Source organism: Streptomyces sp. NPDC005281, assembly GCF_040607495.1.
GTDB lineage: Bacteria > Actinomycetota > Actinomycetes > Streptomycetales > Streptomycetaceae > Streptomyces.
The window spans coordinates 1-24,615 of sequence record NZ_JBEXGX010000033.1 but is presented as its reverse complement, the minus strand read 5'-3'; the positions used below and the strand labels follow the sequence as shown (position 1 = coordinate 24,615).

At 70.5% G+C, this 24,615-nt stretch carries 25 protein-coding genes; 11 read left to right on the top strand and 14 right to left on the bottom strand.

Annotated features, from left to right (window positions below):
• Positions 1-120 precede the first annotated feature (120 nt).
• Positions 121-1,239 (bottom strand): MerR family transcriptional regulator, encoded by a 1,119-nt coding sequence (locus tag ABZV42_RS34165; RefSeq protein ID WP_356055338.1) that lies wholly within the window; start codon positions 1,237-1,239, stop codon positions 121-123.
• Between the two features lie 235 nt (positions 1,240-1,474).
• On the opposite strand from ABZV42_RS34165, the gene ABZV42_RS34160 reads away from it, so the two are divergent.
• Entirely contained in the window at positions 1,475-1,894 is a 420-nt protein-coding gene (locus ABZV42_RS34160) for a hypothetical protein (RefSeq protein WP_356055336.1), read from the top strand.
• 12 nt (positions 1,895-1,906) lie between these two features.
• On the opposite strand, the gene ABZV42_RS34155 is transcribed toward ABZV42_RS34160, so the two are convergent.
• Together ABZV42_RS34155 and ABZV42_RS34150 are read right to left on the bottom strand one after the other, a co-directional pair.
• Positions 1,907-2,602, bottom strand: a complete 696-nt coding sequence (locus tag ABZV42_RS34155; protein WP_356055334.1) for a VOC family protein — start codon at positions 2,600-2,602, stop codon at positions 1,907-1,909.
• Positions 2,603-2,654: 52 nt separating this feature from the next.
• Positions 2,655-3,179, bottom strand: coding sequence for a MarR family transcriptional regulator (locus ABZV42_RS34150; protein WP_356055332.1), 525 nt, complete (start codon positions 3,177-3,179; stop codon positions 2,655-2,657).
• 52 nt (positions 3,180-3,231) lie between these two features.
• On the opposite strand from ABZV42_RS34150, the gene ABZV42_RS34145 reads away from it, so the two are divergent.
• Positions 3,232-4,128, top strand: coding sequence for an EamA family transporter (locus ABZV42_RS34145; RefSeq protein WP_355987157.1), 897 nt, complete (start codon positions 3,232-3,234; stop codon positions 4,126-4,128).
• 18 nt (positions 4,129-4,146) lie between these two features.
• On the opposite strand, the gene ABZV42_RS34140 is transcribed toward ABZV42_RS34145, so the two are convergent.
• From ABZV42_RS34140 to ABZV42_RS34125, 4 genes are all read right to left on the bottom strand, one after another.
• Entirely contained in the window at positions 4,147-4,869 is a 723-nt protein-coding gene (locus tag ABZV42_RS34140; protein ID WP_356055330.1) for a VOC family protein, read from the bottom strand.
• A 186-nt stretch (positions 4,870-5,055) separates the two neighbouring features.
• Positions 5,056-5,973, bottom strand: coding sequence for an aminoglycoside phosphotransferase family protein (locus ABZV42_RS34135; protein WP_356055328.1), 918 nt, complete (start codon positions 5,971-5,973; stop codon positions 5,056-5,058).
• Between the two features lie 93 nt (positions 5,974-6,066).
• Complete coding sequence (locus tag ABZV42_RS34130; RefSeq protein ID WP_355987021.1) at positions 6,067-6,918, bottom strand: DUF4239 domain-containing protein; 852 nt, start codon at positions 6,916-6,918, stop codon at positions 6,067-6,069.
• Positions 6,919-7,104: 186 nt separating this feature from the next.
• A complete protein-coding gene (locus ABZV42_RS34125) occupies positions 7,105-7,866 on the bottom strand; it encodes a hypothetical protein (protein WP_356055326.1) in 762 nt (253 codons plus the stop codon).
• A 221-nt stretch (positions 7,867-8,087) separates the two neighbouring features.
• Here ABZV42_RS34125 and ABZV42_RS34120 point away from each other — a divergent pair, with 221 nt between their 5' ends.
• Entirely contained in the window at positions 8,088-9,230 is a 1,143-nt protein-coding gene (locus ABZV42_RS34120) for a winged helix DNA-binding domain-containing protein (protein ID WP_356055324.1), read from the top strand.
• A gap of 57 nt (positions 9,231-9,287) precedes the next feature.
• Here the strand turns inward: ABZV42_RS34120 and ABZV42_RS34115 are convergent, their stop codons facing one another.
• Positions 9,288-9,983: a response regulator transcription factor gene (locus ABZV42_RS34115; RefSeq protein WP_356055322.1), complete on the bottom strand. Its 696-nt coding sequence runs from the start codon at positions 9,981-9,983 to the stop codon at positions 9,288-9,290.
• Positions 9,980-11,359 carry a histidine kinase gene (locus tag ABZV42_RS34110; protein WP_356055320.1) on the bottom strand — a complete coding sequence of 460 codons (1,380 nt, stop codon included), beginning with the start codon at positions 11,357-11,359 and terminating at the stop codon, positions 9,980-9,982. The genes ABZV42_RS34115 and ABZV42_RS34110 overlap by 4 nt, the downstream gene beginning before the upstream one ends.
• A 238-nt stretch (positions 11,360-11,597) precedes the next feature.
• Between ABZV42_RS34110 and ABZV42_RS34105 the strand changes: the two genes are divergently transcribed.
• Both ABZV42_RS34105 and ABZV42_RS34100 read left to right on the top strand, forming a co-directional pair.
• On the top strand, positions 11,598-12,290 hold the full coding sequence (locus ABZV42_RS34105) for an ABC transporter ATP-binding protein (protein ID WP_356055318.1): 693 nt from the start codon (positions 11,598-11,600) through the stop codon (positions 12,288-12,290).
• On the top strand, positions 12,287-14,710 hold the full coding sequence (locus ABZV42_RS34100) for an FtsX-like permease family protein (RefSeq protein ID WP_356055316.1): 2,424 nt from the start codon (positions 12,287-12,289) through the stop codon (positions 14,708-14,710). Before ABZV42_RS34105 ends, ABZV42_RS34100 begins: the two co-directional genes overlap by 4 nt.
• A 142-nt stretch (positions 14,711-14,852) precedes the next feature.
• On the opposite strand, the gene ABZV42_RS34095 is transcribed toward ABZV42_RS34100, so the two are convergent.
• A complete protein-coding gene (locus ABZV42_RS34095) occupies positions 14,853-15,449 on the bottom strand; it encodes an MBL fold metallo-hydrolase (RefSeq protein WP_355987000.1) in 597 nt (198 codons plus the stop codon).
• 402 nt (positions 15,450-15,851) lie between these two features.
• Between ABZV42_RS34095 and ABZV42_RS34090 the strand changes: the two genes are divergently transcribed.
• Complete coding sequence (locus ABZV42_RS34090) at positions 15,852-16,385, top strand: helix-turn-helix domain-containing protein (RefSeq protein WP_355986997.1); 534 nt, start codon at positions 15,852-15,854, stop codon at positions 16,383-16,385.
• 110 nt (positions 16,386-16,495) lie between these two features.
• Here the strand turns inward: ABZV42_RS34090 and ABZV42_RS34085 are convergent, their stop codons facing one another.
• Positions 16,496-16,909 (bottom strand): hypothetical protein, encoded by a 414-nt coding sequence (locus tag ABZV42_RS34085; protein ID WP_355986994.1) that lies wholly within the window; start codon positions 16,907-16,909, stop codon positions 16,496-16,498.
• A gap of 229 nt (positions 16,910-17,138) precedes the next feature.
• Here ABZV42_RS34085 and ABZV42_RS34080 point away from each other — a divergent pair, with 229 nt between their 5' ends.
• The gene (locus ABZV42_RS34080) at positions 17,139-17,867 is read left to right on the top strand and encodes an NAD(P)H-binding protein (RefSeq protein WP_356055314.1); all 729 of its coding nucleotides are present in this window, start codon (positions 17,139-17,141) and stop codon (positions 17,865-17,867) included.
• Positions 17,868-18,240: 373 nt separating this feature from the next.
• Here the strand turns inward: ABZV42_RS34080 and ABZV42_RS34075 are convergent, their stop codons facing one another.
• Positions 18,241-19,200, bottom strand: a complete 960-nt coding sequence (locus ABZV42_RS34075; RefSeq protein WP_356055313.1) for a helix-turn-helix transcriptional regulator — start codon at positions 19,198-19,200, stop codon at positions 18,241-18,243.
• Between the two features lie 246 nt (positions 19,201-19,446).
• Between ABZV42_RS34075 and ABZV42_RS34070 the strand changes: the two genes are divergently transcribed.
• From ABZV42_RS34070 to ABZV42_RS34055, 4 genes are all read left to right on the top strand, one after another.
• Complete coding sequence (locus tag ABZV42_RS34070) at positions 19,447-20,292, top strand: SDR family oxidoreductase (protein WP_356055311.1); 846 nt, start codon at positions 19,447-19,449, stop codon at positions 20,290-20,292.
• Positions 20,293-20,366: 74 nt separating this feature from the next.
• Positions 20,367-20,849: a nitroreductase family deazaflavin-dependent oxidoreductase gene (locus ABZV42_RS34065; RefSeq protein ID WP_356055309.1), complete on the top strand. Its 483-nt coding sequence runs from the start codon at positions 20,367-20,369 to the stop codon at positions 20,847-20,849.
• Between the two features lie 317 nt (positions 20,850-21,166).
• A complete protein-coding gene (locus ABZV42_RS34060) occupies positions 21,167-22,135 on the top strand; it encodes an aldo/keto reductase (protein ID WP_356055307.1) in 969 nt (322 codons plus the stop codon).
• A 130-nt stretch (positions 22,136-22,265) separates the two neighbouring features.
• Positions 22,266-22,805 carry an NAD(P)H-dependent oxidoreductase gene (locus ABZV42_RS34055; RefSeq protein WP_356055305.1) on the top strand — a complete coding sequence of 180 codons (540 nt, stop codon included), beginning with the start codon at positions 22,266-22,268 and terminating at the stop codon, positions 22,803-22,805.
• Between the two features lie 234 nt (positions 22,806-23,039).
• Here ABZV42_RS34055 and ABZV42_RS34050 read toward each other — a convergent pair whose 3' ends face one another.
• Positions 23,040-23,441, bottom strand: a complete 402-nt coding sequence (locus tag ABZV42_RS34050; protein WP_356055303.1) for an exodeoxyribonuclease VII small subunit — start codon at positions 23,439-23,441, stop codon at positions 23,040-23,042.
• Positions 23,438-24,418: a hypothetical protein gene (locus tag ABZV42_RS34045; RefSeq protein WP_356055301.1), complete on the bottom strand. Its 981-nt coding sequence runs from the start codon at positions 24,416-24,418 to the stop codon at positions 23,438-23,440. Before ABZV42_RS34045 ends, ABZV42_RS34050 begins: the two co-directional genes overlap by 4 nt.
• Between the last annotated feature and the right edge of the window lie 197 nt (positions 24,419-24,615).

Below are 24,615 nucleotides of genomic sequence, written 5' to 3'. Positions count from 1 at the left end.
TATACGTTAGGAGAGGCAAGGAGAGGGCTCTCCTTGCCTTCGCCATGTGCGGTCCGGTTGGACCGGCCGGCTTCCCCCGTGGCACGGTGGCGCGCGACGAACGGGTACGCGTCTTCGGTGTCAGGCGACGAGCAGGCGCAGGCCGAGTTCCGCCGTGTCGAGGGCGAGCAGGTCGCGGTTGCGTTCGGCCCACCGGCCCGTTGAAAGGTCTTCACGGAGTCCGGTCACCGCCCGCTGCTCGGCCTCCGGCCCGACCCTGGTCCACACCGACACCGCGCGGCGCACGGATTCGTCCAGGTACGCCTCGGGCCGGCGCCAGTAGGCCTCGAAGAAGCCGTCGGCGCAGTCCCACGGAACGAGCACCGGCTCGGCCCGGCCCCCGATCGCGTGCGTCAGGTCGGCCAGAGACGGCCAGCCCACGAGAAGGTCCGCGAATTCGGGCAGGTAGTCGCGGGCCAGCCAGAACCGTTCACGCCCGGCCGGGTCCCCGGCGTCGTACGTCACCACCACCACGCGCCGGGCCACGCGCCGCATCTCGCGCAGCCCGGCGATCGGATCCCGCCAGTGATGAACCGTGCTGAAAGCCATCGCCGCGTCGAAGGACCGGTCCTCGAACGGGAGGCTCTCCGCCTCGGCGGCCACGCACGGCGCCGCGTCCGCCGGACGCTGTGCCCGCATGACCGCCGACGGTTCCACCGCGGTCACTTCGCGGTCCGGGGGTTCGTAGGAGCCGGTGCCCGCGCCGACGTTCAGTACCGTTCGCGCGTCCCCGAGCGCGTCCCAGACCCGCGCGGCGATCCGTGGCTCGGTCCGCCGTGTCGCCGGGTAGGCGGACCCGATGGCGTCGTACAACTTCGCTCCGAACATGGTCAGTTGTTCCTCCGGTGTCGTCCTGATCCCCATGGCCCTTGCCTCCAGTTCCCTGTCGATCGCCGTCACCATGGCTGCCGCGTGGTCGCGTTGTCGCAGCAGCAGGCGGTGCAGGTGCGCGACCGCGTCGGTGGCCGGGTCGTCGACCAGATCCGCGATCTCCCGTAACCCGAAGCCCAGCCGCCGATAGGCGAGCACCTCCCGCAGCCGTTCCACGTCGGGCGCCGCGTAGGCGCGGTATCCGGCCGCGGTCCGCGCGGACGGCCGTACGAGGCCGATCTCGTCGTAGTGATGCAGCGTGCGGACGCTCACGCCGGCCAGCTCCGCGACGCGTCCCACGCTCAGGTGTTCCTCCACGCCCTCGACCATGCGGCATGACGCCACGTGAGGGTCAAGGACGCGGGTCCCGAACCCTGAACTTCCTTACGGTCGACCGCAGATGTGGCCCGGTCACGCCAAGAGGGTGCCCTGATAGGTTGTTCCGTCGATCGGGTCGTGCAGGTGGCGAGGGGGCGGGGACGTGCGGCGTGGGGGAAGTGAGACCGAACTCGGTGCGAGACGCGGGAGTTACCCGATAGGGGGCGTCACGGGGGCGGTTCTCCAGATGCTCCGCCGGCTTGCCGTGCTCTTCTGCCTCATCGCGTTGGGAGCCTTGATCGTCAACAGGCCCGACAACGCGCTCTCCAAGGGTCTGACCACGACCGCCGTTATCCTCGGCCTGGTCGGACTGCGGGCCGCGTGGGGCCGGACGTCCGCGCGGCTCGGGGTGCGCGTGTGCCACCTCCACACCGGCGGCCTCGCCGTCACCGGTCTGTTCGGCCAGGTGAAGCACACCGTGCCGTGGGACCGGGTCACCGTCCTGAAGCACATGTCCAACATGTCGCCCCTGCTCACCTTCCACCGGTTCGAGTTGGTGCGCAGCGACGCCAAGCCCGTGGCGATCCTTGTCCTCCAGCGGAAGCCGGAGTTCGTGCCTGCGCTGAAGCGGGCGACGGAGCTGGCCGGCATGGGCCCCGAGCGCTGACCCCGCCGGCCGTCAGTGACCGGCGGCGGGCCCGGGGGGACCGGCCACGCCGACGCAGGCCTCGTTGCCCTCGGGGTCGGCGAGAACCCAGTTCGACGGGGCGTCGGCTTCGCTCACCAGGCGGCCGCCGGCCGCGAGGGCAGCGGCGATCCGTGCCTCGGCCCGGTCGTACGGCACCCATACGTCGATGTGGACGCGGTTGCGCTGAGGCCGCGGGGCGTCCATCCGCTGGAAGTAGAACGGCGCTCCGCGGCCGCCCGGGTCGACCAGATCCTCGTCGCTGCCCGCGCGGTCGGTGTAGCCGAGCAGGGCGCGCCAGAACGGCACCACGTCGGCACCCGACAGCGCGTCCACGGTGACCTGGACGGTCTGGACGGCGGACGGATCGGCCGTGAGGTCCAGCGAGCGTGCGAGCGCCGAGATCTGCCCGGCGAGATCGATGTGCCGCTCGGTCAGTCCGTAGTAGTCGTCCGTGAGCGTGATCAGTCGTACGGTCACCCCCTCCCGGCGCAGGTCGACGTCCGGGTGGTCGTCGACGACACCCGGCAACTCGGCGATGGCCCGCACGAGTTGAGCGCCGACCGGGAACGACCCGGTACGGAAGTAGGTGCACGCGCCCTCGCCGACCACACGCCAGTCCTCCAGGCCCGCGGTCTCGTGGAAGCGCTGCGGCCTGATGGGTCCGGTCCTGTTCTCGCCCTCGATCATGGTGCCAACGTAGCGTGCGGCCCGGACGACTCCCTCGACCTCCCGGGGCCTCCTACGCGTCGCCGGGACTACGCGGATGGTCCATGCCGGAGAGCCAGGTGCCGAGCAGCGTCTCCAGCGACTCCGCCTCGGCCGGGGACAGCAGATCCAGCAGACGGCGTTCATTGCGCATGTGGTCGGTGAACGCCCGGTCGATCAGTTCGCGTCCGGGCCTGGTGAGGGCGACGATCCGGCCGCGCTGGTCATCGTCGGAACGACGGCGGGTGACGAGCCCGGCCCGCTCCAGGCGATCGATCCGCTTCGTCATCGCGCCGGTGGTGACCATCGTGTGGGCGGCGAGTTCGCCGGGTGCCCGTTCGTAGGGTTCACCGGCGCGGCGCAGTGCGCACAGGACGTCGAACTCGCCCTCGCCCAGGCCGTAGCGGTCGTAGACGAGGCACAGTTCCTCGCTGAGCCGGTCGGCCAGCCGGTGCAGTCGGCCGATCACTCCCTGTGGGGTGATGTCCACGTCGGGTCGCTCGCGTCGCCACTCCGCCTGGATGCGGGCCACGCGGTCGAGAGGTTCTCCGTGCTCCATGCCCACCAGTATAGCTTCCCGGGAAGTTATACTGGTTTCCATGGAAGCTAATATGCGATGGGTGGCCCTGACCGCGATCGCGCCGGTGGCCTGGGGGACCAACTACTTCGTGACCCACGAGTACCTGCCGGCCGACCGGCCGCTCTACGGGGCCGCCCTGCGCGCGCTGCCCGCGGGCCTCGTACTGCTCGCCCTGTGCAGGAAACTGCCGCGCGGCGCCTGGTGGTGGCGTTCCGCGGTGCTCGGACTGCTCAACATGAGCGTGTTCTTCGTCCTCGTCTACGCCGCATCCCAGCTGCTCCCGACGAGCGTGGCCTCGACCGTCATGGCGGTGGCCCCGCTGACGATGATGCTCGTCGCCTGGCCCCTGGTGTCCGAGCGGCCAAGGCCCGCGCACCTGGCCGGCGCCGTGACCGGACTCGCAGGGGTCTGCCTGATGCTGCTCGCCGGGGTGAAGGCGGTGAGCGTTCCGGGAGTCCTCGCCTCGGCCGCCGCGATGCTGGTGTCGTCCTTCGGGTACATCCTGGCCAAACGGTGGAACACGGGCGCCGACGTCCTCGCCTCGACCGCCTGGCAGCTCACCGCCGGAGGTCTGTTCCTGCTGCCGGTCGCCGCGGCCGTGGAAGGCCGCCCGCCCGAGCTCTCCGGGCAGACGCTCCTCGCGTTCGGCTACGTCACCCTGATCGCCACCGCGCTCGCCTTCGCCGCCTGGTTCACGGGGCTGCGGCATCTGCCCACGGGGACGGTCGGGCTCATCGGCCTGCTCAATCCCGTCACCGGTGTACTGCTCGGGACGGTGGTCGCCGGAGAGGCGCTGACCGTCCAGCAACTGGGCGGACTCGTCCTGGTCCTGGCCGGAGTCCTCCTGGGCCGCCCCAGGCGCGCGAGCGGACGCGAAACCGGGCACGCGTCCCGGCGCGTCCGTCCGACGACGGTCCGTAACGAGTGACGGTGTGACCGCCGTGGGCTACCGGTCCCGCCGTACGACGAATTCGTTGCCGTCGGGGTCGAGGAGCAGGACTCGCTCGCCGTGGCCCTCTCCGCCGGCCGGGTGCGTCGCGCCGAGCGAGACCAGGCGGTCGACCTCGGCCTCCAGAGCGGTGTCGGCGGCGAGCGACAGCTCGAAGAAGAGCCGGTTCGTGCCCGTCTTCGGTGCCACCGGGGGACCACCCCAGGTGATCTTCGTGCCGCCGCTCGGCGACTGGATCGCGGTCTCCTGGTCCTGGTCCCAGACCAGCGGCCACCGCAGCGCCTCGCTCCAGAAGCAGCCGACCTCCCGCGTACCGTCGCAGGCCAGCGCTCCGATGAATCCCGTGTCGGCGAGGAACTTGTTGCCCGCCTCGATGACGCAGAACTCGTTGCCGTCCGGATCGGCGAGCACCACATGCCCCTCTTCGGGGAGTTGACCCACGTCGATGTGTTCGCCGCCGAGCTCCAGGACCCGGGCCACCGTCCGCCGCTGTTCCTCAGGGGTGGCGCTGGTGAGGTCGAAGTGCGCCCGGTTCCGGCCGGTCCTCGGCTCCCGGCTCGGCAGGAAACGGATGCGGAACCCGGCGGCATCGGGCGGCAGGATCACGACACCGTCGTCCGAGGCGTCGGCAGGCTCCCAGCCCAGGACACCGGACCAGAACCGCGCCAGATCCGACGGCCGGGTCGCGTTGAAGCAGATCGCGAACAGCTGACTGGTCATACCCCGTGCATCTCCGATCCGCTGACAGCCCGATTCGATGCCGTACCCGGTGCGCGCGTGCAGCCTAGAGAGGGCCGTGCGGTGTCCGCATCCGAGTTTCCGGGGCGCGGGAGCGGGGGCTGTTCGCCGGGCGCGACCCGGTTCACCGCGCATCCGGCGCGACCGTGGTCGCCGTGGGATGCGTGATCACATGCATGCCGACGCGGTGAGGCGTCGCAGTGAGGCCTGGGCGGGCGGTCCCCAGCTGGGCTTGCCCCCGGGGCGGCCATGGACGCCGGCGTCCGCGATGTGGAGGAAACCGAGAGCCCGCAGCACGGCCCAGCCGCGCGCGCGGCGAAGGGTCGCGGAGTCCGGGCTCGGCCGGTAGGCCGCGTGGAAGTGGTCGACGGCGCCGTCCGGCAGCAGGATCCACGCGGCGGCGAGGTCGAGGGCGGGGTCGCCGGCGAAGAGGTCGCCGAAGTCGATCACACCGGAGATGGTGCCGTCCGTGGTCAGGACGTTGGCCGGATGCAGGTCGCCGTGGAGCCACAGACGCGGGCCGCTCCATTCGGGTGCCGTGGCCGCGTCCTCCCAGACCGCGCGAACGGCGGCCGGATCGCTGACCAGCCCCAGCTCGGTGGCCGAGGCGAGCGCCCGGGTGAGGTGTTCGGCCGTGTCGGCCGGCGGGCCCCCGCGGTCCCGGCCTGCCGGCGCCCCGTCGGGGGCGGGCAGGTGAAGCGCGGTCAGGAAGTCGGCCAGCGCGACGGCCGCCTCCTTCGGGCGTGTTACGGGGGCGCGGTCGGCGGGCTCGCCCGGTACCCAGGTGGTGACGAGCCAGGGCCGGGGGAACCGCTCACCGGGCTCACCGAGGCGCTGCGGGACGGGAACGCGCAGCGGAAGGCGCGGCGCGAGGAGGGGAACCCAGGCGTACTCCTTGCGCAGCAGCGCGTCCGCGGACTGTGTCGCCCAGGGCAGGCGGACGGCGAGGTCGTCGCCGAGCCGCCAGACTTGATTGTCCCAGCCGAGCGCTCCGAGTCTCAGGGGAAGATCCGCGAGGTCGGGGTGCTGTTCGCGCAGCAGGTCGCGGATCAGGGCTTCCGTGATGTCCGACCGGGCGATTGTCATGCGGAGCAAGGGTAGTTGGGCGAAGGGCTGCGCGACTTCCGACGGGATCCGGTGATTGTCGCCGCAGTGCCGCAGTGCCTCAGTGCCTCGTGCTCAGTGCCGCGTGCCGGCGGTGTTCGTGTCGTGGGCTGCTTGTGGCCAGTACTGGGCGAGGGCTCCCTCCTTGTACGGGGTGGGGCTGACGCTGAGTTCGCCGGCGAACGGGCGGTCCAGGACGAAGACCAGGAGCAGGCTGAAGCCGACGAGCCCGGCGACCGAGGCGACGAAGAGGATCTGGACCCTCAGTTTGCGCATGCCGTAGAGGAACGTGAGGGGGACCAGGACGAGTGCGCCGCCGAAGGCCAGGGCCTGGAGCAGCGGGGGGAGTTCCTGGCGGGCCATGGTGATGCGGGCTCGGCGCTGGGAGGCGACGTCGTTGAGATGGGTCACGGCCTCCTGGTAGAAGACCTGCTCGCTCTGGCTCTTCGGGTCGTACTCCTGAAGCGCCCGGAAGGCGTTTCCGAGGTGGGATTCCGTGGCTCCGTAACTGGGGTTTCCCGCGCGCATCCGGGGCCACTGGTCCTCGACGACCGCGTGGACGTATCCGCTCATGGTGGAGTCGAGACGGGCCCGCACCTGTGCGGGGAACGCGGCGGCGTCACGGGTGATGAGCGCCGCGTCCGTGGCCTCGGAGGCGACGATGGTCTGGGTGTCCTCCAGTTGGGTCCAGAGGGTGACGATGACGAACGCGAGGATGATCCCGTAGATCGCGCCGAACATGCCGAGTGTCACCCCGACCATCTCGTTGTGTTCGCCGCGGGCCACCGAGGGATATCTGCGGCGCAGCAGCACACTGCCGCCGACAGCGAGGAGGACGGTTCCCCCGACGGTGACGACGGCCAGCGTGAAGGTGCTGAAGTTGTTGAGCAGCCAGAGCGAGAGATGCGTGGAGTCTAGAGCGGACACAACTGCCCAAACGTACGGTGCCGATCAGTCGCTACGGGTGTGCCCGGCAAGTTCACACCACCGGGTGAGAGATCGATTCCGCCGGGCCTCTCGCGTGCTCGCCCCTTCAACACGCCGTGCGGCGGGCGCGGATCGGTGGACCGGCCGGGCGGGTGGTCCCACAGTGCGAAGCGCGGACTGTCGGCATCAGGAAATCGGCAGTTGGTCGTACATCCGGAACGTGTAGGTCGCGTCGTAGGTCATCAGGTTTCCGCTCGACGCGGGCAGGCCCAGTCGCCGGTTGAGCTGCCCCGTGAGGGGCCCGCAGTGTTCGGCGGCGGGGACGGTGAAACTGTCGTCGTAGGCCGAGAACTTGATCACCGGCGGATCCTGCGATACCCACTGCGAGGGCCCCGACCGCTTGAGCTGGAAGTCGACCGGCGCGCCCGCTCCGATGGAGCATCCGTGTGGCAGCAGCGGGCTCGACAACCGGAAGCGAAGGCTGAACTGCCCGGTGTAGAAGTCGGATCGGCCACCGTACTCCGGCTTGATCGCCAGGCCGAGCAGCCGCGAGTGCTCACCCGCCGCGGTGGCGGTCAGCCCGCCGGGAACGGTCGTCGGCGCGCTGTGCATCGCACCCCAGACCTGTCCGTCGGTGCCGTCCGGCATCGGTCCCTCGGCGTGCGTCATGGTGATCGGAGCGAGAGTCGTCTCGACCTCGCCCATCCTCAACTTCGGCGCCGCAGTGTGGACTTCGCATCGCCAGCGAGCCGGGTCGGCCCCGGCCGGAAGGGCGGGGCAGTCGCTGAAGCCGGTCGCGGACAGGGTGGTGGCCGAGCCGGGGTCCGGGGACGCGAAGCTCGGCGTGTACACCCCCGCCAGGCCCGTCAGGGCGGCGGCGCCGGCGACGGTGAGCGCGGCGCGGCGGGCGAGGGACGGGCGGTGGGCATCGGGAGTCGTGTTCAACATGACAACAGCGTGCTCGCCGCCACCGGGCACCCGCTATCGGTGACGTCCCCGCCTCGACCCTGAACCGACCCTGACGTCCTGTCAGGGACGGCGGGCGCGCGGGCAAGGGGCGTCGTCGGGCCCGCCCGGCGGTGTCCGGCGGCGAACGGCTCTCGCCGAACTGTTCACGGGCATCCTGACCGAACGCGCGGCCGGCGCCGTAGGGGCGCGATAATCCGGGCGTGACCCTCACCGAGCGACAGCTCACCCTGGCGACCCTGGACCGTCAGCTCCTGCTGAGGCGCAGGCGCCTCGACGTGGCGGAGGCGGTACGCCTGGTCTGCGCGGTTCAGGCGCAGGCGCCCGCGTCGCCGTACGTGGCCCTGTGGAACCGCGTGGAGGACTTCGCGCCCGAGGAGCTCGACGCGGCGTTCGCGGATCGCCGAATCGTGAAGGCGACCCTCATGCGCATCACCCTGCACGCCGTCCACGCCGACGACTACGCGCCGTACCACGCCGCCATGGTCCGCAGCCTGCGGGCGTCGCGGCTGTACGACGGCCGCTACACCTCGACCGAGCTGACCGAGGACGACGCGGACGGGCTGCTGACGCGGCTCGCCGAGTTCCTGGCGCGCCCCCACGCCGGAGCCGACGTGGAGAGGGAGGTCACGGCGGGCTTCGGCGAACAAGGGCGCCGCGTGTGGTGGGCGCTGCGGACGTACGCGCCGATCCAGCACACGCCGACCGGCGGTCCGTGGTCCTTCCGGCTGCCGAACACCTACCTCGCCTCGTCCGTCGACCCCGAGGCCGAGACCCAGGACGCGGCGGCGGGTGTACGGCGGCTGCTCCTCGACCATCTCCGGGCGTTCGGACCCGCGTCGGTACAGGACTTCGCGCGGTTCACCCTGCTGGGGCGTCCCGTGATCACCCAGGCGCTGAGCGAGCTCGGCGACCAGGTCGTACGGGTTCCCGGGCCCGGCCGCGCCGTCCTGTACGACCTGCCGGGTGCCACCGTGCCCGCCGAGGACACCCCCGCGCCGCCGAGGCTGCTGCCGATGTGGGACAGCACGCTGCTGGCCCATGCCCTGCCCGGGCGCGTGATGCCCCAGGACTACCGGCCGCTCGTCGTCCGGCGCAACGGCGACATGCTGCCCACCCTGCTCGTCGACGGCCGGGTCGCCGGGGTGTGGCGCGGCCTGGACGGAGGGCTGGAACTGACCGCGTTTCACAAGCTCGGCAAGGCGGCCTGGCGTGGTCTGACCGAGGAGGCGGAGAAGCTGGCGGCACTCCTCGCGGAGCGGGACCCGGCACCGTACAGCCGCCACAATCACTGGTGGGACAAGGGAATCCCCGGCGCCGAGACCAGGACGGTCAAGGGCCGCTGAACCGGGCCTGGTCCTGCGCTGGGCGCGAACGATCCCGGGGAGCGCCGGAACAGCCCGTCAGCCGACGTCCGGCGGCCCGTGCGGGGAGACGAGGCCGCTCTCGTAGGCGAGCACAACGGCCTGTACGCGGTCCCTCAAGTCGAGTTTGGACAGGATGCGGCCCACATGAGTCTTGACCGTCGTCGGGCTGAGGAACAGGCGGTCCGCGAGTTCGGCGTTGCTGAGACCGGTCGCCAGCAGGCGCAGCACCTCCAGTTCACGCGGGGTCAGCCCGGACAGGTCGCGGTGGAGCCCGGCCTGCGGGGACTCCTGGCGGTGCGTGAAACGCTCGATCAGCCTGCGGGTGATCGTGGGCGCGAGCAGAGCGTCGCCGGAGCGCACGAGTCGCACGGCCGCCACGAGGTGCTCGGGGGTGACGTCCTTGAGCAGGAAGCCGCTCGCTCCGGCGGTGAGCGCCGCGTACACGTAGTGGTCGAGGTCGTACGTCGTGAGGATGATGACCCGGGTTCCTTCGGAGCCGTCCGGTCCGCCGCCGAGAATGCGCCGGGTCGCCTCGATACCGTCCATCCGCGGCATCCGGATGTCCATGAGGACGACGTCGGGGCGGGTGCGTCTGACGGCGTCGACCGCCTCGGCCCCGTCCGCCGCCTCGGCCGTCACCTCGATGCCGTCGGCGGCCAGGATCATCCCGAAGCCCGTACGCACCAGGGCCTGGTCGTCGGCGATGACGGCGCGCAGTGCGGGCGCGTTCACACCGCCTCCCACGGAACGCGGGCCGTGACCCGGTATCCGCCGGGGAGCGTGGGCCCCGTGGTGAGTCTGCCGCCGTAGACCGCGAGCCGCTCGCGCAGCCCGATCAGCCCGCGGCCGTTGCCGTCCACCGGGGGCGAGTCCCGGACCGCTCCCGTGTCCGTGACCTCTATCTCCAGCCAGGAACCTGAGAAGCCGATCGTCACCGCCGCACCGGCACCCGCCGCGTGCTTGATCGTGTTGGTGAGCGCCTCCTGGACGACGCGGTACGCCGTGAGCTCCACCCCGGGCGGCAGCGGTCCGTGCGGCAGCGACACCGTCAGGCCCACCGGTGTCCCGGCGGCCCGCACCCTCTCGGCCAGGGCGTCGAGCTGTCCGAGGCCGGGCTGCGGCTCAAGGCCGTCGGCCGGGGTGTCGGCGCCCGCGTCCGAACCCGCGAGCAGGCCCATCACATGGCGGAGTTCGGCCATCGCGGCACGGCCCCCGGCCTCCACCGCCAGCAGTGCCTCCTTGGACCGCTCCGGGGCCGCGTCCATCACCTTGCGCGCCGCGCCCGCCTGAATGACCATCACGCTCACATTGTGGGTGACGACGTCGTGGAGCTCGGCGGCTATCCGGGCACGCTCCTCCTCGACCGCCCGGCGCGTGGCCTTGTCCTGCGCCCGCTGTAGGTCGGTGAAACGCTTTCGGCTGGCCTCCAGCCGCAGGCGCCCGAGCCGGACGAGGCTGGCCAGCACCCCGACGACCAGGAGCACCACGGCGGGGCTCGACCAGCCGGGGAGCATGGGATCCGCGTCCCGGAAGGCGACACCGGCCAGCACGGCCGCGAAGATCAGCGCTGCGAGGGCCCGCGTTCGGTAACGGCTGTGCGCGACAGCTCCGTACGCGGCGACGCTACAGGTCAGCACGTTGATCCAGGAGACGCTGTCACCGAGGGCCAGCGCGGCGGCGGCGATCACACCGAACGCGAGCAGCGGATACCTGCGCCTGGCCACGAGCGGCAGCGCCGAGAGCACGACCAGGACCGTGGGCGCGGAGGACCTCGGGTCGTACACGGCTCCCGGGTCGGGTATCGGAGGCCGCATCGGGTACGGACGCGCCACCGGGTTCTCGGACGCGACCCTGGAACTGATCCGTACCGGCCCGTCGCCCGGGTAGCGCGCCGCCACGATCAGCGCGACGACCGTCAGTACGAGTGCCAGCACCACGTCCACGCGAACCGCCCGCCGGGACAGCGGAGCGGGCTCGCCCTCCGGCCGCATCGCGTCGCGGACATGCGCCCACCACGTGCCCGGCCGCAGCGCGTCGCCGGCCCGTTCTCGCCATGCGGCCGCCCACGACGTGTCGCGCGGCAGCCCGTACGGGTCCTCCTTCTCCATCCGCACATTGTGCGGCTCCGCTGCACGGGCCCACGTCCACCCGTGTGACCAGCGCGCCTGTCCGCCAGGAGTACTCCTCGAGGATGACCCCGGCGCCGGGTCGTCCGAGGGGAGGGCCGTATGTCGGTGCCACGGCCGACGCGCCGCCGCGGCCTCCGCCCATACGTTCACCGGGCCCACCCAGGGCATCGGCTCGCCGACCCATTCGCCTCCCGACCCACGAAGGACGGACACACCCATGACTCAGGTGATCGAACTGGAGGGCGTGGCCAAGCGGTACGGCGGCGCCGACGCCCCGGCGCTCGGACCGGTCGATCTCGGCGTGGCCCAGGGCGAGGCCCTGGCCGTGACGGGACCCTCCGGCAGCGGCAAGTCCACGCTGCTCAATCTCATCGCCGGCCTGGACCGGCCGAGCGAGGGCACGGTGACCGTCGCCGGGCAGCGCATCGACCGGCTCAGCGAGCACGCGCTGGCCCGGTTCCGCCGCGAACGCATCGGCATGGTCTTCCAGTTCTTCAACCTGCTCGACGACCTCACCGTCGCCGACAACATCCAGCTCCCCGCCCAGCTGACCGGGACCAGCAGGCGAGCGACGGCGGCCCGTGCCGGGGAACTGATGGAGGTGCTGGGAATCCAGAAGCACGCCCGCGCCTACCCGGGGAGGTTGTCCGGCGGCGAACGCCAACGCGTCGCCGTGGCAAGGGCCTTGGTGAACAAGCCCGCCCTGCTGCTCGCCGACGAGCCGACCGGCGCGCTGGACACCGCCTCCGGGCAGGACGTACGGGAACTGCTAGTGGATCTGCACCGGGGCGGGCAGACCGTCGTCCTGGTCACCCACGACCTGGAGCTGGCCCGGGCGTGCGCGAAACGCACGATCCATCTGGTCGACGGTCACGTCGCCGCCGACACGCGCGCGGAGGCCGTCCGATGACCGGGTTCGGCAACGGTGCCCTCGGGCGGGTCGTGCGCTCCGGGGTCGGCAGACGACGCGTCCAGACGGTGGTGATCGCCGTGGCCACGATGATGGCGGTCGCCTCGGCCGTGGTCGCCGGGTCCCTCATGGTCGCCACGAACGCTCCCTTCGACCATGCCTTCGCCCGGCAGCACGGGGCGCACCTCACCGCGGAGTTCGACCCGAAGCGGGTCAGCACGGGTCAACTGGCGGGCACCCGAGGCCTGGAGGGGGTCACGGCGAGCGCGGGACCGTTCCCGTCCACGACGATCAGCCCGGTGGGCACGGACGGCGGGCACCTGCCAGCGCTGACGCTGGTCGGACGATCCGGTCCCGGCAAGGACGTCGACGCGCTGGACCTGAAGTCGGGCCGGTGGGCGCGGAAGCAGGGCGAGATCGTGTTGTCCGCCTCGTTCTCCGGCCAGTTCCTCAAGCTCGGTTCGACACTGATGAGTTCCGACGCCGCCGACGCGCGGACCCTGACGGTCGTCGGCTTCGCGCTGTCGGCCGGCGGGAGCGCCGAGATGTGGGCGACCCCCGGGCAGGTCAGGTCCCTGGCGAGCGGGCACAGCGGCCTCACGGACCAGATGCTCTACCGCTTCGGCTCCGCGGGGACGAAGTCGCAGATCGCGGCCGACCGGAGGAAGCTCGCCGCCGCCCTGCCCTCCGGGGCGCTGGTCGGCACCCAGTCCTGGCTGGACACCAAACACGCCGCCGATCAGGGCGCCGCGGCGACGATCCCGTTCCTGTTCGCGTTCGGGGTGCTCGGCATCGTCATGTCGGTGATCATCGTCGGCAGTGTGATCAGTGGCGCCGTCGGTACGAGCCTGCGCCGGATCGGCATCCTGAAGGCCATCGGATTCACCCCGCGCGAGGTCGTACGGGCCTATGTGGCCCAGGCGTTGATCCCCGCCGCGGCCGGCATCGCGCTCGGGGTCGTCCTCGGCAACGTGCTGGCCGTGCCGCTGCTGAACGACACCGAGTCCGTGTACGGCACCGTGTCGCTCTCGGTCGCCTGGTGGGTGGACGTCGTGGTGCCGGCCTGCGCGCTGCTCGTGGTGGCGATCGCCGCCCTGGTGCCCGCACTTCGGGCCGGGAGGCTAGGTACGGTCGAGGCCATCGCCGTCGGCAGGGCGCCGCGCACCACGCGCGGCCAGTGGGCGCATCGGGCCGCGGGACGCCTTCCGCTGCCTCGCCCGGTCACGTACGGCCTCGCGAGTCCCTTCGCGCACCCCGTGCGGGCGATCGCGATGGTGCTGGCGGTCACCTTCGGGACGGTCGCCGCGACTTTCGCGGTGGGGCTGACGCAGTCGCTCGACGCGGTGGCGAACGCGCAGGATCCCGAGAACCGCGCCGATGTCACCGCCGTGAGCGGCGGTCCCGGCCCCGGATCGGGGCCGGGCGTGGTGGAGAGCAAGCAGAAGCAGCCCCCGTCCGGCTCCGCACAGGCGCCCGCGGCCTCGGGTTCGAACGAGGAGCAGCCGACGGCCGATCCGGCCGCCATGCGTGCCGCCATCGCGGCGCAGCCCGGCACCGCCTCGTACTACGGCACGGCGATGGGGGACGCCACGGTGTCCGGGGTCTCCGGCACCGTCCGGGCCGTCCTCTACCAGGGTGACTCCCGCCCCGGCGGCTACGAGATGATCGCCGGGCACTGGATCTCCGGGCGGGGCCAGGTCGTGGTGCCCACCCGCTTCCTGGAGCGGACGGGCACCAGGATCGGCGAGAGCGTGCGGGTGACGTTCCAGAAGGAGACGGTGAGCCTTCGGATCGTCGGCGAGGCCTTCGACACGTCGGACGACGGTATGCGGGTCCACGCGGACCTCGACAGCTTCGCCAAGGTGACACCGGGGGCCTTCCACATCGAGGTCAAGCCCGGTGTCTCTCCCGCCTCCTACGCGCGGAAGCTCGCCGGGGTGGTCAAGCCGCTCGGCGGCGACGCCTTCGCCGAAACCTCTCCCCAGGGGGAGAACATGATCGTCCTGCTGGAGGCGATGGCCGCGCTGCTCACCCTGATGCTGGTCTCCGTGGCGGGTCTCGGCGTACTCAACTCCGTCGTCCTCGACACCCGGGAGCGCGTCCACGACCTGGGTGTGTGCAAGGCGCTCGGCATGTCCCCGCGGCAGACCGTGAGCCTCGTGCTCGCCTCGGTCGCCGGGATCGGCGTGGTCGGCGGGCTGGTCGGCGTCCCGGCGGGGTTCGCGCTGCACGGCTATGTGCTGCCGGTCATGGGACAGGCCGCGGGTACCGGCCTGCCGCCCTCGGTCCTCGATGTGTACGACACCCCACAACTGGTGCTGCTGGGGCTGGCCGGGGTGCTCGTCGCCCTGTTCGGCGCGATGGTCCCGGCGGGCTGGGCGGCCAAGGTCCGCACGGCCACGGCACTGCGCACGGAGTGAGAGACGGGCCGCCGACGCCGTGCGGTGCCCACCGGCACGCGGGGGCCGGAACCGTACGGCGTCGGGGTCCAAGGGGGACCGTAGCCTGTAGAGGGGGAGTTGGGCCGGAGGCGAGGGAGGACCGCCGGGGACCCGCGGTTCCTCAGGCCGATTCGCCGGGCCTGAGATACCGGTAGCCGTGATCGGTCTCCTCGCCGAGCCAGCCGTTGACGCTGTCGAGACCACGATCGTTGAGCTGGGCGTCATGGATCGCGAACGCCCTCTCCGGCTTGACCGCCTTGACGAGGTCGATCGCCTCCGCGATGTTCATCCACGACCCCTGTACGGGGACCAGAAGGGTCTCAACCGGCTGATCGGGTACGTGCATCGAGTCACCGGGGTGGTAGATCGCCTCATCGACCATGTAGCCGAGGTTGGCACAGTCCGGCAGGCCACCGTAGATGAACGCATGACGGCCGCCGACCGCCCGTACGCGGAAGCCTGCCGCTGTGAACTCCGTATCGGCGGAGACCCCGATGCGGTCCGGCAGCGGGATGCCGGCGTCGGCGGGGGCGTAGACCGGTACCCCGAGCCCGGCCAGGCGGCTGACATCGATGTGGTCGTCGTGCTCGTGAGTCACCAGCACGGCATCCGCACCGGCCAAGGCGGCCGGCTCACTCCACGTACCGGGATCGATGACCAGCACGCGGCCCTCGTGCTCCAGCCGTACGCAGGCGTGGGTGTATTTGGTGATCCGCATGGCGTCACAACGTACTACGGATGGGCGGCTGTTCGAGGGGTCGCGGCGTGATCCTGCGAGTGGCGACCCGTACCGGAACGGGATGGACCGGTCGCGCCGGGGTGGGCCGATGTTTCGATGGTTGCCGAAGTCCGGGGACTGACCCTCGTCGAGCCCTACTGGCGCAGAGCACCTGTTTTCCGGGTGCGCTGTTCGCCGTGCGGCGGCGATCTCAGGGGTCACGTCAATCGGTTGATTTCGTAACACCCCTTCGGGAGATGGGGCGTTGACCTTTTCAAGCGTAGTGTTTCGAGCATAGTGTTTCGAAACATGTCTTCTGATGGATCGCGCCAGCCCTCAGCTTCTCCTGGCCCTGCGGCGCGTCCGCTCCGCCCGCTTGCGGACCCCAAGACGATGAGGGCGGTGGCGCATCCGACTCGGCTCGCGCTTTTGGAGGCACTCGCCCAGCGCGAACCACTCACGGCGACGGAAGCCGCGGAGATGGTCGGGGAGACGCCGACGAACTGCGCGTTCCACCTACGGACCCTGGCCAAGTACGGCTTCGTCGAGGAAGCCGGCAACGCGCCCGGCCGACGCAGGCCCTGGCGGCTCAAACACGTCGGCTTCTCCCTCGACGATTCCTCAGGGGATGCGGAGATGTCCCACGCCTCCGAGGCCCTGGCCCACCTGCTGTGGGAGACGTGGCTCAACCGGGCCGGCACGGTCAATGCCCGCCGCGCCCAGTTCTCAGGAGCCTGGCAGCAGGTAACCAGCGGCATCGAGAACGTGGCCTACGTAACGCCGGACGAAGCCCAGCAACTGAACGCCGACCTGCTCCAGGTCATCGACCGCTACCGGGACCGCCTGGAGGACCCGTCGCGTCGCCCGGCCCAGAGCCTGCCGGTCGAGTTGCTCCTGTTCACCTACCCCCTCGACGCGACCAAGCCGGAGGCATGATACTGCCCGACCGCACGGCCGCCACTCTGGAAACGTGGCTGCGTGAACACCCGGGCGTCGAGACCGTATGCCGAGACGGCTCAGCCACCATGCCGAAGCCATCCGCCTGGTTAGCAGTTGATGGGGGGGTTACCAGAAGCGACTCGGCAGTAGTCCGACCCGAGTCCGCCGTCGACGGTGCCGGCGTTCGGGCCGACGGAGATGAAGTCGCCGTCGGCTCCGCCGAGGATCTTACCGGTCGTCGTGGTACCGGCGTTGGCTGTGATGGAGTCGCCGCCGGCGCCGCCGTCGACGGTGCCGGCAACGATGCCGTTGATGACGATGTAGTCGCTGCCGCCCAAGCCGTTGACGCTGTCGCCCAAGGCGAGGGCGCCGCAGCTGATGTGGTCGGAGCCGGCGGTACCGCTGACGGTCGTACCGGACACGGGGCGGCCGTTGACCGTACATGACGTCAGGGCTTGTGCAGGCGTTGCGGTCAGGGCGAGGGGAGCGGCCGCGAGGGTGGCGGCGCAGAGCGTACGCATCGCATGTCTGATCATGCAATGAGTGGCTCACGACGATTTCATGATCGCAATGCTGCATCATCGGTGACGCCGCCGTTCGGGGCAGTCTGCCGCCCGGACGGGCCCTCGAGGGAGTTCGCCAGTCGAGCAACACGTTGGATGGATGTACGAACCCTGACCTCATATCAAACGTCTAAATAGAGGATGTTATGCGATATTTTGGACGCATCTCCTGGCGAAAGGGCATGTCATGAAGTTCGCGGTCATCGGCGGTACCGGGCTGATCGGGTCGCAGGTCGTCAAGAATCTGAACGCCGCCGGGCACGAGGCGGTGCCGCACTCGCAGTCCACCGGAATCGACGTCATCAGCGGCCAGGGACTGGGCGAGGCGGTGGCGGGGGCCGACGTCATCGTCAACCTGACGAACTCCCCGAGCTTCGACGAAGCCTCCCTGGCCTTCTTCCAGACCTCGATGGACAACCTTCTGGCTGCGGCCCAGAAGGGCGGCGTCGGCCACTTCGTCATTCTCTCGATCGTCGGCGCGGACCAGGTGCCGGAGCTGGACTACTACCGGGCCAAGGTGCTCCAGGAGGACATCCTCGCGGCCGGGCCGGTCCCCTACTCGATCGTCCGCGCGACGCAGTTCATGGAGTTCATGGACGCCGTCCTGTCCTGGACCGCCGATGGCGACACCGTCCGGCTGCCCGCCACGCCGATCCAGCCGATCGCCTCCAAGGACGTGGCCGAGGCGGTGGCGGACGTCGCCGCGGGCGCCCCGCTGGGGGGCATTCGCAACATCGCCGGGCCCGAGGTCTTCTCCCTGGACGAGCTGGGCCGGGTCACCCTCACCCACAAGGGCGACAGCCGGACCGTTGTCACCGACCCCGCCGCCGGCATGTTTGCCGTCGTCAAGGGTGGCGTCCTCACCGACAAGGACGCCCACCTCGCCCCCACCCGCTACGTCGACTGGCTCTCCTGAACCGCTCGCGCCCTCCAGCCCCCCGTTGGGCCGGACACGGAAGCCGACAGGTGCTCCTGCTTCACCAGCACCCGCCCAATAGGCGCCTCACGCGACACGGTCCGCCCGCCTCTGGCCAAGGCGGACACCGCGCATACGGGTGCTGTCGGGCCCGTGGGCCGGCGGACGTGGAAGACATGCCGCGTGACCCGGACGCTGCCCCAGCCCATACTGACAACCCCCACACCCGGGCCGGACCTGCGACCGGGGTGGGCCGCGGAACCGAAATTATGGCGGGGGTTGGCAGTTGTCCGTTTGTCCGCGGTGCCGCGAGCTGGAGTGCAACGTCACCCCAGCGGTCTCGGGCCGCAGATCGACTCGCGTGGCTCGTCGGTCAGTCGGGTGTCTCGCCCGAGTCGGCGGGCTGAGAGTCGTTGGCCGGCGCGGACCGATCGATGTCGTCGTTGGTCGCGGCCCAGCTGGCCAGCAGGTTCAGGGCGTCCTGCGAGGGTGAGTGGGGCTCAGCGGTGTAGGTGAGGAGGAACTGGCTGGGGCCGTCGGGGAGCGGGAAGGTTTCGAAGGGCAGGTCGAGGTCGCCGACGACCGGGTGGTGGAGGAGTTTCACGCCGGTGGTGTGCATGCGGACGTTGTGGGCGGCCCAGCGGTGGCGGAATTCCTCGCTGCGGGTGGACAGCTCCCCGATCAGGTCCGTCAGCCGTCGGTCGTAGAGGTCGCGGCCGGCCTCGGCGCGCAGCATGGCGACCGTGTCGTTGGCGACTTCGTCCCAGTGGCGGAAGAACTCGGTCGCGTGCCGGCTGAGAAAGACGAAGCGGGCGTTGTTCGGCGGCCGTACCGGGTCGGCGTAGACAGGGGAGAGCAGGGCGCGCCCGAGGTGGTTGGCGGCCAGGATGTCGCCGCGGCCGCTGAGGATGAACGCGGGTGTGCCGGCCATCGAGTCGAGGACGCGCTGCACCGCGGGCCGCACGCGCTGCTGGGCCGGGCGGCGGCGTGGCGGGCGGGTCGTGCCGGCGCCGCGCAGGAGGTCGAGCAGGTGGATGCGTTCGGCCTCGTCGAGCTGCAGTGCTTGCGCGATGCCTTCGATGACGCTCTCGGAGACGCCGGTGGCGTTGCCGCGTTCCAGCCGGGTGTAGTACTCGCTGGAGATGCCCGCGAGGAGGGCGACCTCCTCGCGGCGCAGCCCGGTGACCCGTCGGCGCTCTCCGCCGTACAGGGGCAGTCCGGCCTGCTCGGGGGTGACCTTGGCCCGTCGCGTGCCGAGGAATTCCCGGATCTCCGCGCGGAAATCATCACGGATGTCGCGGTTTGTGCCGTTGGGGTCGTTTCTTCCTGCCATGTGCCTCACTCTACGAGCGCATCCGCCGGGTTGGGGGTCCCTGTCAGTGACCCCCTCATCAGGGACTCCCGCCCCCGCGTGACAGCCGGTTTTGTTGGTGGTGCACCGCCCACAGCGGTGTGAACCGTTCAGACAGACGGCGCTCGCGGCGACGGTCCCAGCCTCCTCTGCGGCTCTCTCCGTGCTGCACGGATTACCCCCGCAGACAGCGGGTGCCAGATCTCGGCGCCTGAAAGGAAACCCCCCATGAGCAAGGTCATTCTCGTCACCGGTGCCGGACGCGGTCTGGGCACGGACATCGCCCGCGAGGCCCTCAGCGCCGGCCACCAGGTCGTCGCCACCGGCCGACGCCCCGAAGAGGTCGAGAAGACCCTGGGCGGGCCGCAGGACAATCTGCTGGTCACCAGGCTCGACGTCACCAGCCTGGAGGAGGCCGGGGCCGCTGCGCAGGCCGCCGTCGACCGCTTCGGCCGCATCGACGTCCTGATAAACAACGCCGGGAACCTCTTCACCGGCTACTTCGAGGAGATCTCGCCCGCGCAGATGCGCCGGCAGTTCGAGACCAACCTCTTCGGCCCGATGAACGTCACCCGCGCTGTCCTGCCCATCCTGCGCAAGCAGCGCGCCGGCCACATCATCACCATCACCTCGACCGCCGGGCTGGTCGGCATGGAGTTCACCTCCGCCTATGCCGCCTCCAAGTTCGCGGAAGAGGGCTGGATGGAGTCCCTGCGCTACGACGTCGAGCCGTACAACATCCACACCACCGTCGTGGAGCCCGGCTACTTCCGCACCGAACTCCTCGTGGACGGCTCCACCAACTGGCCCGAGCTGTCCATCGACGACTACGCCCCGCGCACCGCCCTGCGGATCGAGGGCATGAAGAGCATGAACGGCAAGCAGCCCGGCGACCCTGCCAAGCTCGCCCGCACCCTGCTCACCATCGCCCAGCAGGAGAAGCCCCTACAGCGTTTCGTCGCCGGTGCGGACGCCATCGAGGCCGCCGAGGCCAAGGCGAAGGAGCTCCTCGCCCAGGCCGAGGCATCCCGCGAGCTGGGCGACAGCCTGGCCTACGACGACGCTCACGTCTGAGCACCACGCCCCGCAACCTGCCGGGACGGAGGACGGCTGCCGGGTGCCTTTTCGACAGCACGGAGAGAGTCAACATGCCCCTCAAAGGCGAGTACGAGCCGAGCAAGGCGCAGTTTGTGCGTGACCAGGTGGAGCTGTACGAAAGCTCCGGCGGTACGCAGGGAACGACGCTGAGTGTCCTGGTCGCACGGGAAGAGGACGAGAGGCTCCGGGACCTGCCCGTCGTCATCCTGACCACCCTGGGCGCGAAGAGCGGCAAGATCCGCAAGACGCCGGTCATGCGGGTGGAGCACGATGGCTCCTACGCCGTCATCGCCTCCATGGCGGGAGCCCCCACCCACCCCGTCTGGTACCACAACGCGGTGGCCGACCCCCGGGTCGAGCTGCAGGACGGCCCGATGCGCCAGGACATGCTGGCACGCGAGGTGACCGGGGACGAAAAGGCCCTGTGGTGGGCCCGAGCCGTCGAGGCCTTCCCCGACTATGCCGAGTACCAGAAGAACACGGACCGTGAGATCCCGGTCCTCGTTCTGGAGCCGGCGGCCCACGAGCACTGACCCGGCGCAGCCGGTTCAACCCGCGGATCCCCCGCCGGCTGGTCCTGCCGACACCAGCATCGAACCCCCACCTGACAGCGGCCGGTTCGCATCCCCCGTGAGCGGCACGGATGTCCTCGACAGCCTGACCTGCGACGACATCCAGACCACGCCAGGCCGAGGCCAGCAGCCACCCGGTCCACCTACGGCCCCGACCCGGCCGACGGCGCCCGCGCCGACAGCGCGCGGATCACCCCAGCACGGTCCGCCACCTGGTGGCGCACCCCCTACGCACGACCACCGACCGGCCTGACGGCCGTCACGACAAGGAGTACCTGATGAAGCACGTATCACTGGGCGGGCTCGATGTCTCCCGCATCGGCCTGGGAGCCATGACCATGGCCGGCACCTACACCACGGGCGGGGGCCTCGATGACGCCGAGTCGATCCGCACCATCCACCGTGCGCTGGACCTCGGGGTCACCCACATCGACACCGCCGAGATCTATGGCCCCTTCCACAGCGAGGAAGTCGTCGGCCAGGCCATCAAGGGCCGCCGCGACAACGTCGTCGTGGCGACGAAGTTCGGTCTCGTCTCGCACGCCGGCGACGGCCCCGGCGTCATCGACAGCAGCCCCGCCAACGTGAAGACCGCCGTCGAAGGCTCACTCCTGCGGCTCTGCACCGACCACATCGACCTCTACTACCAGCACCGCGTTGACCCGAACACCCCCATCGAGGAAACGGTCGGCGCGCTGGCGGAGCTGGTCGCCGAGGGCAAGGTGCGCCACATTGGACTCTCGGAGGCCGGACCTGAGACGATCCGCCGGGCACACGCCGTGCATCCGTTGGCCGCGCTGCAGACCGAATACTCCCTGTGGACGCGTGACGTTGAGGCCGAAATCCTCCCGCTGCTACGGGAGTTGGGCATCGGGTTCGTGCCCTACTCGCCGCTCGGGCACGGCCTGCTGACCGGGCAAATCCGCACCGTCGACGACTTCGCCGATGACGACTGGCGCAAGACCAACCCGCGCTTCACCGGCGAGAACTTCCAGCGCAACCTGCGCATCGTCGACGAGGTGCGGGCCATCGGCGCCACCCCCGCACAGACCGCGCTGGCATGGCTGCTGACCCGCGGTGACGACATCGCCCCCATCCCCGGAACCCGCCGGGTCTCACGCGTCGAGGAGAACACCGCTGCCGACGGTGTGGAACTCACCGCCGCCCAGCTCGACCGCCTCAACAACCTCACACCCGCCGCCGGCGAACGCCACGACGAGGCCAACATGGCCAGCATCGACCACTGACCGCTGTGCCCGGCTAAGCCCGCGCTCCTGAGCTTCGCGAAGTTCCGGCGCCCCGGCGAAGTTCCCTGACTCGTCACACCGACCAATCCGCGTCCATTCACCCTCTCCCTGATCGCTGAAAAGGTTCCCCATGTCCAAGGTTCTCCTTGTCGTAGGTCACCCCGACCTGTCCCAGTCGAAGGCCAACAAGGCCCTGGTGGACGCCGTCCGCGAGCTGGCCCATGTCACCGTGCACGACCTCTACGCCACCTACCCCGACTTCCAGATCGACGTCGACGCCGAGCAGGCATTGCTGGCCGACCACGATGTGATCGTCTTCCAGCACCCGGTGTTCTGGTACAACACCACCCCTCTGTTCAAGCAGTGGCAGGACAGGGTCTTCACCCTCGGCTGGGCCTTCACCATGGACGGCTCCGCCTCGCAGCTGGCCGGCAAGAAGGCCGTCGTCGCCGTCACCGCCGGCGTCCCCGCCGAGCACTACACCCCTGAAGGCTCGAACCAGGCCACCATCGAGACACTGCTCGGCAACTGGCACGCCACCCTGCGGCTCTGCCAGTTCGACATCCAGCCGATGGTCAAGCTGTACGGCACCGCCTTCGGCCTCTCCGACGAAGACCTGGCCACCGCCGCCAAGCAGTACAACGAACTGCTCGCCTCCTTCGCCGCCTGACCGCCCTCTCACAACAACAGCCGCCCTCGCCGTCCGCGACGCAGCGGTGACGGTCTAGTCTCCCGTCGCTCCTCGTCGGCTCGGCGCCAAGCGACCGAAGATCAGTACCGGCGGCGACCGTGTCGTGTAACAGCGACCGCTCGTCGCCGAGCACCGTCGGCTCGGCGGATCTGGAGTTGCAGCGTGAGCACGTCCGCCGACCCAGGTTCGGTCTTAGAAGCGGATCGGCACACGTCAGGACTGTGACCTGGGGGTCTGGCGGGCGCGTGAGGGCAGGGGCAGGACGGCGGCGCCCTGGCGCAGGGCGTCGTTTTCGAGCGCGAGCTGCCGGATGGCCTCTTCATACAGCTCCAGGGAGCGCCGCAGGTCGGTGTTCTCCTGCCGCAGCCGGCGCAGGTTCGCCTCCGTGCGCCGGCTGGCCTCCTCCCCGGCCGCGGGCTGTGCGGGCGCCGGGATCCGGGGTCGGAAGTGCTCGTCGATCAGGTCGCTGTAGTGGCGGTAGAAGGTGGCGTGCGGGATGCAGAGGCGTCGCTCGACGGTGGTGATGGTGGGGCGGCGTCCGGTAGCAGCGGCATGTTCGAGGACGCTGTCGATGGCGGCCTTGACGGTGTCGGCGTCGGGAAGGGCGCGTTTCACGGCGTGGGCTCCGGGTTGTGACGGGTGAGGAAGGCGGCTGTCTCGCGGCGTTGTCCTTCGAGGCGGTGGCGGACGTACGGGGCGAGGCGGTCGCCGTTGGCGAGGGTGTTATCCAGGTCGGCGAGGTGACCGGCCAGGGCCTGTCGGTTGGCGGGGGTGAGGGCGGCGTTGCGGCAGGCCAGAGGCTGGCAGTCGGCCATGACCGGCGTCTCGGCGGGGCCGGACGGTGTGCGGCACAGGGCGCGCTCGGGCTGGTAGACGCAAGTGACGAACATGCCCGGGTGCAGGTGTGGGTCGTGGCGGGCCACGATGCGGCCCAGCCGGACCTCGTCGGTGACGACCTGGCCGTCGAAGACGGCATGGCGCGCGAACTCGGCGAGCCTGGCTTCGGCCTCCGCACCGGCTGGGCCGGTCAGCGCGGGCCGGTCGCCATCCGCGCTGATCTCGGCGAGGTACTGGCCTCGGGCGAGGGCGTCTTCGGCCTCGACCTCGTCGCGGAAGCCGGAGTCGCTGGTGCCGGCGTAGCCCTCGAACATCTGGATGCGCTGGTGGCGGTATTGCAGGGCGCCGGCGATGGTACCGCCGGGGCGGCGGGCGATGAACCAGGCCAGGGTGCGGCGAAATTGCCGGGTGGTCAGGCGCGGCTGTCGTCCCCGGTCCGCGGGGATCCGGTCCGGCCGGTGATGGGCCAAGCAGTAGGCGTTGATCCAAGTGATCAGTGCCGCCATGTCCTTGATGGTGGTGCTGCTGCCCGGCACGTGGTGTTGGTCGTGGCGCTGCCGGTGGCTGGGCGAGCTGGGCGGTTTGGCGAACAGGTAGGGCTCCTCGTCTGGCTGAAGCCGCTCCAGGACGGCGACAGCGCGGGCAACCGGGGCAGTGACGATCCAGGTCGCTGGCACGCCGTGGGCCTCCTCGCCCTTGAAGGCGAGACTGTGCAGCCGATACCGGTAGACGTGGCCGTCCGGGGCACGCTGCACATTTACGCAGCCGCGCTTCAGGTGCTTGATTACTGGCGGGAGGGGGTTATTCCGACCGTGCACTATTCCCCTTCTTCTCCGGCCGTGGGCTTCGTCCCCAGAGCCCGCCCCTGACCCGCAGCAGGGCTCCACGACATGGCTCCTGGTCATGCGAGTCAGGGTCGAATGACGCTATCTCAATAGCCGTCGGGCCAGGA